The organism is Aestuariirhabdus haliotis, assembly GCF_023509475.1.
Taxonomy (GTDB): domain Bacteria; phylum Pseudomonadota; class Gammaproteobacteria; order Pseudomonadales; family Aestuariirhabdaceae; genus Aestuariirhabdus; species Aestuariirhabdus haliotis.
In genome coordinates, this window is sequence record NZ_JAKSDZ010000024.1 from 42,316 (window position 1) to 50,414 (window position 8,099).

4 protein-coding genes are annotated in these 8,099 nt (G+C 52.2%); 3 read left to right on the forward strand and 1 reads right to left on the reverse strand.

The genetic code is table 11. The annotated features are described in order from the left end of the window. Positions 1-9: 9 nt before the first annotated feature. Entirely contained in the window at positions 10-1,119 is a 1,110-nt protein-coding gene (locus MIB40_RS13390) for a cytochrome-c peroxidase (RefSeq protein WP_249695106.1), read from the reverse strand. Between the two features lie 483 nt (positions 1,120-1,602). On the opposite strand from MIB40_RS13390, the gene MIB40_RS13395 reads away from it, so the two are divergent. The 3 genes from MIB40_RS13395 to MIB40_RS13405 are packed head-to-tail and all read left to right on the forward strand — an operon-like array spanning position 1,603 to position 8,009. Next, positions 1,603-4,029 (forward strand): HEAT repeat domain-containing protein, encoded by a 2,427-nt coding sequence (locus MIB40_RS13395; RefSeq protein ID WP_249695108.1) that lies wholly within the window; start codon positions 1,603-1,605, stop codon positions 4,027-4,029. Between the two features lie 2 nt (positions 4,030-4,031). Next, on the forward strand, positions 4,032-6,641 hold the full coding sequence (locus MIB40_RS13400) for a PAS domain S-box protein (protein WP_249695117.1): 2,610 nt from the start codon (positions 4,032-4,034) through the stop codon (positions 6,639-6,641). A gap of 12 nt (positions 6,642-6,653) precedes the next feature. Then, positions 6,654-8,009, forward strand: coding sequence for a sigma-54-dependent transcriptional regulator (locus tag MIB40_RS13405; protein WP_249695119.1), 1,356 nt, complete (start codon positions 6,654-6,656; stop codon positions 8,007-8,009). The last annotated feature ends 90 nt before the right edge of the window (positions 8,010-8,099 follow it).

Genomic DNA, 8,099 nt, shown 5'->3' on the forward strand with positions numbered 1-8,099 from the left:
TCCATGCCTCTAGTTGCGGACCTGTTTCCAGTTTTCGATGGTCCTGTACTTGTAGGTATCCGTGTCCTGGTAAACATGCTCAGTCGTGGTCAGCTGATCACCGGACAGGGACTCGAGGAAGCTCACCAGATCCTTTTGCTCTTGCGCGTTCAGGTTCAGAGGCTTGATGCGAGGATCTTTCAAACGGTCCTGGCCACCACCCTGGTTATAGAAGGCAACTACCTCGTCCAGGGTCTTGATCATGCCGTTATGCATATAGGGGGCGGTGTACTTCAGTTCACGCAGGGTTGGGGTCATAAAGGTTCCCATATCGCTGCGGTCGGCCTTTTTCTGAATAACGTGACCACCGGGATCGCGCTTCAGGTTCATGTAGTTCTCGATGCCCATAAACATGGTAAAGGCGATAAAAGCCTGGTGGTTGTTGGGGTCGAGGAATACGTCCCAGTTTTCAGGCACGCCGGTATTGTGCATTTTGCCATCGCTGTAGAGCGCACCACTGTGGCAAGAGGCACAGCCTGCTTTACCGCTAAACAGTTTCATACCGCGCTTGGCAGAGTCGTTCATGTTACCGGTATCGGCGGGTGCATTGCGCGAAGTGAGGGTTTGCAGGTATTCCGGGATGGCTTTACGAACGCTACCATTGGAAGGTTCGCCGTAGCCGGCGTCTTTAAACATCTGCACATAAACAGGATCCTGCTTGATGCGTTCCTGCATCAGGCGCATATCCATGTTCATGATGTAGTCTTCCGTGATCATTTCACGGGTCACATCGTTCAGGTTGGTGCCGAGCCGGCCGTCATGCATCCAGCGCTTCTTGTGCGCTACGTTGACAAGGGTTGGTGCATTACGGAAATGGCCGTTGCCGGGATAACCCGGAGACAGTGCCTCTTTGGATGAATAGCCGTTATCGGGCTGGTGGCAGGTCGCACAAGAAATTGCACTATCGCCAGACAAACGTTTATCAAAGAACAGTCGCTTACCCAACGCGGCTTTTGCCTCGTTGACCTTCAGTGCTGGTAATGGCCCCATTTGATCGGCGCTGGCGCCATGGCTGGCAAGCAATGCCAGGCCCATGGTGACTGCGGCCGCGATCTTGAGGGGAGCGGTGGATTTAGCCATCTAGATGTCCTCCCATAGACTAACTAGTGAAACTACCCGTGTTGTAGTGCTTTATCGTGAGTCAGCCGATTCTTATTGCAGCTGTTTACGACAAAGAGAAATCGCACCACAGATAATGCAGATATCAGGCCAGCTCTATGAATGCTGAGATAACCCTATGTAAATTAGGGTTTTATTGAAAAGCTGAGAGATTATCGTATTAATGAGTTGCGCGTGCGATTTAACGAACTATAGCTTTGCTTATTGATCTGCGCCTGAAAATTGAACGTTATGTTCAAATTCATTCCTCGAATACTCGCGATTCTGCTAGGGTGAAGTGCCCTGCAAACGTCAAGTGGCGCCTCCAGCGCTCTTGCATAAGTTGGTACGATTGCTGCTGTTAGCTTGGGAAGTGAATACCGCTCACAGGCGCAAGTGATTCCGATGGATGGGCCTCGGGGTCAATCGATCTGCGAAAAACAGAGGTTGAAGGGAGAGTAGAATATGGCAATCCGGTCACAGGTTGTGGATCGTTTAATCGCATTGTTGGATCAAGGGGATGAGGTTGATCGTTGCAATGCTGCTCAGGCGTTGGGGCGGCTGGGAGATTCGCGGGCAAAGGATGCTTTATACAATCATTTGCAAGACGAAGATCTGGATGTCTGTGTCGATGCCGCCCAAGCCCTGGGTGTGCTGGGGGATGAGGAAGCGACTCGGGGACTGGTAGAGGCGCTGGCTTATCACTGTGCCGGGGATGTCAAACTGGCCGCGGCCAAAGCCTTGAATGAACGAGGCGGTTCTATCGCGATGGAGGCCTTGCGCCCTCTGGTGCTTGAGCGCCCGGAGGATATGGATACCGGCGAATCGGAAGGGTGGGATGACTGGTGGGATCTTCAGCTCGAAGCCGTCAAGGCGATGGGCAATCATGGTCACCAGGCAGCGATGGATGAGATCGATGCGCTACTCGATGATGAGGATTGCCAGGATATAGAATCCGAAGCCCTCAAGGCCCTGGCCCTGATGGGAGCACCGGGGACTGAACGCCTGAAGCAACGTTTACAGGATGCAACACCACGCAGCCAGCGGCGCATTGCTACCGCCCTGGGGCACAGTCACAACGATGAAGCCTTGAGCGTGTTAACGGATCTGCTGGCAAGCCCGCGGGCTGAGGTTCGCGAAGCCAGTTGCCGGGCACTGTCGAAGCGTCAGGACAGTGACGGCGCTGCTCGCCTGGTGCATCTTCTGGGGGACCCTAACGCCGATGTTCAGGTCGCGGCGCTCGAAGGACTCGAGCGGCTTTCTGCCGGCGTGCTGAATACGGCAGTCTGTGTTGAATTGGCCGAGGTTGATTCCCAGCCCGTTCGCCAGATGGCGCTCAGGTTACTGCACCTGCGCTGTAAAAATAGCCCGGCGCCCAGCTCCGAACTGGCCGCATTGGCACTGCGGGCCACTCAGGCTGAGAACGCAGAAGAAGCCTCGATTGCCTGCCAGCTACTGGCCTGCGTGGGGTCGGCCGAGGACGTACCCGCCGTATTGGAGCGGGTGAACGATGCCGAGTGTTCCCCTCTGGTGCGGTGCGAAGCGATTAAAGCGCTGGAGGCATTAAAGGACAGCTCTCAAGCGACCCTGGAAGCTCTGCTGGGTTGTTGCGACGCGGAGCAGCTGCCGGTACGTCATGGCGCTATGAAAGCCTTACTGGCACTGAATTCTGTGGCCACAGCCGAGGCGTTGGAAATCCCGCCACTGGAGATGTTGCACCGTATGCTCGCGGGGGAATCCCCGCTGCCAGAGCCGACAGCTGAAGTAACGGAACAAGAGGCTGTCGCGGAGAATGCTTCTGTGTCGCTTGATGAGGCCGTCGTGGCCATCAAACCTGAAGCCGCCACGGAACCCGAGGGCGACCTGCAACTGATCGATACCCTGACGCTGGAAGACAAGGTTGAAAAGGCACCGACCATGGAGGAGATCCTGGCTGGTATGTCCTCCAGTTATCCGGAATCTACCGATGATGACTTTACCTCGGCGGCAGGTTCGACCCTGGATGCCATCACCCGCAGTAATGCGGAAGCCGCTGTGGCCAGCCCCCAGAACCTGAGTTCCGACTCTGAACGCATTTTGCAGATGGTGGATGATCTGCCTGAAGAGTACGCCGAATTCGGCAATGTGGTGCATCACAACGCTCGTACTGGCGAACGCATGCTGAGCGACAAGAAGCGGCGCAAAGAATCTACTGCCGAATCCCGGGCGGTCCTGGCCGCATTGATATTGTCTGAGGCCAGTGACGAACTCAGTGTGCAAAAACTGTTGCTGTGCCTGATGGATGAAAACGCCGAATTGCGCAAACAGGCGGTGGAGAGCCTGGCCGCCATTGCCGAGAATCATCCTCAACTCGAGAGCCTGAAAAATTGTCTGGGTGCGCTGGTTACGCAGTTGCATGCCGGTACCGAAGAGATTCGCCTTGGTGCCGCTCGGGCGCTGGGGGTGCTGGGGCATAAGAGCGCGATCAAACCTCTGTTCGCGGCGCTGGATGATCAGGATACGCTGGTACGTATTCAGGCTATTCGATCGCTGGTTGCCATCGAACGTGGCGGGAAAAAGCTGGACGATAATGATCATGTATCCCTCGATGAGGTGGCGCCCACACGAATTATCCAGGCGATTCGGGCCTGCCATAAGGACCCGGAAATTGGTGTGCGAGTGGTCGTGATTGAAGCCCTGGGTGCTTTGAAATATGCGGATGTCGAGTTGCTAGTGAATATGGGGCTCGAGCCCGGCGGTGCACTGAGTGATGTCGCGGCAAAGGTTTTAAGGCCGATGAACTCGGAGGCAGCGACGGCGCGCTTGATCGATGCTATCGACACCCCCGATAGCATGGTGCGGCGATTGGCGGTATCCATGTTGACCTCGATTCATGGCGCGCAGGCGGTCTGAAAATGATTGCCCGGGGATTGAACAGTATTCGTAAACCTGCCTTGCCCGATAATGCGGGTAAAGTGGTCAGGGGGGCGCTCAGGCTGTTCATTCCTTCCATGTTGTTGCTGTTAACCGTTATGGTTCTGCACTACTGGATCTATACCGACACCGAATCCGTTTCGCTGGAAGAAAAGCAGAGTATTGCGGTGGAGCTGTCTCGCAGTAATGCCGCCGCAAACCTGAGCTATCTGATGGATGAGGTTCGCTTTCTGGGTGAGCATTTCCGTTATCTAATGGAGCGCAAGTCGAGCTCTATTGAACATTACAATGATATCTCACATTTTGTTTTAAGCTTCAGTAAACACAAGCAATGGTACGATCAGATTCGCTTGCTCGATGTTAATGGCAGAGAAGTGGTGCGTATTAACAATGCCGCGGCGGGGCCCTTGCCGGTTCCCGATTCTGAACTGCAAGATAAATCCCACCGCTACTATTTTGATCGCATGAGAAGTCTGGAAGCGGATGAGGTATACCTGTCACCACTCGATCTCAACGTTGAGTCTGCACAGGTTGAACAACCCTTTAAGCCCACCATTCGAATTGGTATTGCGCTGTTTGATGAAGAAGCTAAACGGCTGGGATATTTGCTGGCGAATTATCGAGGCGATGATCTGATCGCTAATTTCCAGCAGGTTTCCTCCCACCTGTCGGACCGAATGATGTTGGTCAATTCGGAAGGTTACTGGCTGGTCGGTGGTGATGATGGCAAGAATTGGGGCTTTATGCTCGACCATCAGGATAGTTTTGCCGAAGCTCATCCCATCGCCTGGCAGCAGATCAATTCGAACACCAAAGGCCAGTTGGTATTTGATCAGGGCCTTTACAGCTTTGATACATTGTTTCCCTATGTTTTAGAAGATACCCAGAATCGACTGCATGATGATGCCAAGTCCTATTACTGGAAAGTCATTTCGTTTGCGCCCAACCGGTTAATCAATGAAGCCCCTCGAGAGTTTCTGGGCAAAATGGTGCCGGCTTATCTGGTAGCTTTGATTATTCTGCTGGCCAGTGCCTTTGTTATCAGCAGCATGCGCATGAAGACCATTGCTATTCAGGAACAGCGTAATTATGAGCGTAGTTTCCGGCGGGCGCTGGAAGATATTGAGCTGGCAGCCCTGATTATGGACGTGCACGGAAAAATCATTTTCTGTAATGAGCACTTTGCCAGAACTATGGGTTATAGCCGACATCGATTGCTGGAAATGGAGTGGATCGACCTGCTGCCCGATTCCGATCATCGCAGTGGTGACTACACGGTGTTTCTGCGTAACTTAATGGACCAGCAACTCGAGGAGCACGTCGAGCAATGGCTGGTCGATGCCCATCAGAATCAGCATCTGTTTTCCTGGACGAATACCTTTGCCATCGATGAGCACGGCCAGGTTTCTTCCCTGATCTGCCTCGGTCGGAATATCACCAAACAGCGACAGATCGAAACGGAACTGAGAAAGCTAAGCATGGCGGTCGAGCAAAGTCCTAATATAGTCATGATTACCGATACCAACGGATGCATAGAATATGTGAATCCACGTTTCGTCGAAGTTACCGGTTATCAATACGATGAAGTTATCGGTAAACAACCGAGTATTGTCAGCTCCGGAGAAACACTGGATGAAGAGTACCAGGAGCTTTGGGAAAAAATTCAGGCTGGAGAAACCTGGCAGGGTGTTTTAAAAAACAAAAAGAAAAATGGTGTTTATTATTGGGAAAAAACCACCATATCCCCCATTTTTGACATAAATGAAAATATTACTCACTACCTGTCTGTCAAAGATGACATTACCGAGAAACGAAAACTCAAGGTGATGCTGGAACAGCAAGAAGAGGAAAACCGAAAGAATCGAGAGCTGGCAGCGGTTGGTACGATGGCTAATATGGTCGCCCATGATCTTCGTAATCCCTTAAGTTCGATCAAGATGGCTTTGCAAATATTGATGAGAGAACGCAGTGCGGCGATGGGAGATTCCTATCAGCAAGAGGAAGAGTTGATAGGAATCTCCCAGGAACAGGTTCGTTATATGGAAGGTATCCTGAGGGATTTGATGGACTATTCCGGTACCACTCGGTTGTCTCCCGAATGGCTTCAGCTCGACAAAGTACTTGAGTTGACGATTAACAGTTTGCAAAAGCAGATCTATCAGCAAGGCATCCAGCTGGATTTTAAAATTGAAAAAGGATTACCGACCCTTTATGCCGATGCCAATAAATTACGCCAGGTATTTAGCAATTTGATCACCAATTCAATCCAGGCGCTGGCTGCTCAGGCTGATGCTAAGTTGACAATATCAACAGGCGTGGTAATTGTCGATGGCACCCCAAAAGTGCAGGTTGTCGTGACCGATAACGGAGTGGGTTTTGATCCCTGCATGATGGGCAATGTGTTCGAGCCCTTTTATACCAGTAAGGAAAAGGGCACGGGCCTTGGGCTGGCGATTGCCCGGCAACTGGTTGAGAAACATGAAGGCAGCATACGACTCGAATTACGAGCATCGGGCGGTGTGGTGGCCAAAGTGATTCTTCCCGTTGCACCTGCTTCCATGGGTGTTCTACAGGAAACCGCCGTTATTTGAGGGTGATTTGGAATGACCAAACGTTTGCTAATCGTAGACGATGATGTGGCCATCTGTCGGATGCTGGAATTGCATTTTGGCAGCGAAGGTTTTTCTATTGAGCTTGCTCATTCTGTTGAGCAGGGCTTACAAGCTTGTGAAAAATTTCTGCCCCATGTCATTGTTCTGGATATCCGCATGGGTGGAGAGAGTGGCCTGATCGGCTTGCTGGAATTCAAGGCGCGTTGGCCGGATACCCGGGTAATCATGATCACCGCCTTCCACGATATGGACAGCACCATACAGGCAATGCAGGGAGGCGCGGATGACTATATTCATAAGCCGATCGATCTCGACGAATTGCAAGGGGCTGTGAACCAGGCGTTGGCCAGTCGGGATGTGCAAAACGATGCCAGTAATGGAGTGCTGTCGCCACCGGATCATAATCTGATGGTGGGGCGCAGCCAGCCGATGCGAACGGTGTTCAAAACCATCGGTCGAGTTTCGGGTAACGGGGCCACGGTATTGATTACGGGTGAGAGTGGTACTGGCAAGGAGCTGGTAGCCAAAGCGATTCACAAGGCCAGTAAACAAAGCAGCGGTCCCTTTGTCGCGATCAATTGCGCCGCGCTGGTGGATACCCTGCTCGAATCGGAAATGTTCGGCCACGAACGAGGCGCCTTCAGTGGCGCGGTGAGCGCTCAACCCGGAAAGTTTATGCTGGCACAAAATGGTACCTTGTTTCTTGATGAGGTTGGTGAATTATCGCCCGCCATTCAGGCCAAACTACTTCGCGTTTTGCAGGAGCGTGAATTCACTCCGCTGGGATCAAAGCGATCTCATGAAAGTAATGCGCGTATAATTGCTGCGACCAATGTTGATCTGGCAGAAGCTGTTGAGCATCACAAATTTCGATCGGATCTTTTTTACCGTCTGGAAGTGGTCAGTCTGGAGTTGCCGTCGTTGCGTGATCGACTGGATGACCTGGAAGATCTGGTGCCGGTTTTATTGCATAGAATCAACGCATTGCTGGGAACCAATGTGACGTCAATATCACAGTCGACGATGGCTGCGTTCAGGAATTATGAGTGGCCGGGAAATGTCCGTGAGCTTGAGAATGTGTTGACCAAGTCGGTGGCCCTGGCGCCTGGAGATTGCATAACACGAGACCTGCTTTCCGATACTTTCCAGTCCCCGGCGGCACAGGATGAGGAATCTCTGACGACGGTTGATCAAGCCCAGAAAAGTCTTCGACAGATAGAGCTGGAACATGTTTACCGGGTTATGGAATTTACCGACGGTCATAAGGGTAGAGCTTGTGAAATATTGGGAATTTCACGGCCTAGGCTGCAGCGCCTGTTGCAACAATCGGTGGCAGAGGAAAACTAGGGCACCTCTGATTAATTCGGATAGATCTCTGCGGATCCTAAAATGGTTTTTATCAAGGCGAAGCTCGCCGTTCATGTCGAGACCTGAACA

Coding starts and splice junctions, on each gene's coding strand:
- MIB40_RS13390 (WP_249695106.1), bottom strand. CDS start 1,119: ATGGCTAAATCCACCGCTCCCCTCAAGATCGCGGCCGCAGTCACCATG.
- MIB40_RS13395 (WP_249695108.1), top strand. CDS start 1,603: ATGGCAATCCGGTCACAGGTTGTGGATCGTTTAATCGCATTGTTGGAT.
- MIB40_RS13400 (WP_249695117.1), top strand. CDS start 4,032: ATGATTGCCCGGGGATTGAACAGTATTCGTAAACCTGCCTTGCCCGAT.
- MIB40_RS13405 (WP_249695119.1), top strand. CDS start 6,654: ATGACCAAACGTTTGCTAATCGTAGACGATGATGTGGCCATCTGTCGG.